Here is a 907-nt window from a genome sequence, read left to right on the forward strand (position 1 = left end):
GTGGGGTCGCGGGTGGCCCGGTCGGTGAGGAGGGCCAGCGTGGCCAGCACTACGGCGCCGGCCAGGGCCGCGACCCCGATCAGGGGATGGAACAGGAAGCAGATGGCGAGGTAGACCGGCATCCAGGGCAGGTCGAAGAAGGCGCCGGGCCCGGTGCCGCCGAGGAAGCTGCGTAAGGAGTCGAGGTCGCGCAAGGGGAGCAGGCCGTCGCTGGGCGCGGCGCCCTTCAGGGGGGCCCGTACCACGATGTCGAAGACGCGCCCGCTCAAGGATTCGTCGAGGGCGGCGCCGACCCGGGCGAGCACGCGGGCGCGCAGGGTCTCGAGCATCCCTTGGAAGCCGTAGAGCACCAGGGCCAGCACGCAGAGGCCGACCAGGGTGGGCACGGACCGGCTCGGGATGACGCGGTCATAGACCTCGAGCATGAAGAACGAGCCCGTGAGGTAGAGCACGTTCACCAGCCCGCTCATCAGGCCCACCCCGATGAACGCCGTCCGGCACTGCGCAAGCGCCGAGACCAGCTCGACCGAATCCCGACCCCGCATCACCCCGACCTTCCCCCCCCACTCAGTGGCGCCGATGACGCCACGCTTTCCCGATCCCGCGCCACCCGCGGACCACGCATGCCCGTGAACACGAGAAGGGTCGGGCTCGGTCCGCGGGCGCCGCCCCGGTTCGGCTTCGATGGCCCGCGCCCTCAGCCCGCTCCTGCCCATGCATCGATCCTGTGACGGTCGCGCGACACGTCCGATCCGGAGGCGCGAGCCTTCGGAGCCCGGGTCCGCCCGGACGAGGCCGTCACAAAAGGTTTGCGTTTTGGGTTGACGGTGTTTGTTGGTGTCCGTATAGGGCTGTTCATCGGCGGCGGCCAAGGGATTTGGCGGCTGACCGGCGCTTCTTTGGATGA

At 69.9% G+C, this 907-nt stretch carries 1 pseudogene; it reads right to left on the reverse strand.

The window, feature by feature from the left end:
- Positions 1–545 (reverse strand): annotated as a pseudogene (locus MKK58_RS02025) (type I secretion system permease/ATPase); the annotation flags it as partial.
- Positions 546–907 lie beyond the last annotated feature (362 nt).

Origin of the sequence: Methylobacterium sp. J-078, assembly GCF_022829285.1 — a bacterium.
Classification (GTDB): Bacteria; Pseudomonadota; Alphaproteobacteria; order Rhizobiales; family Beijerinckiaceae; genus Methylobacterium.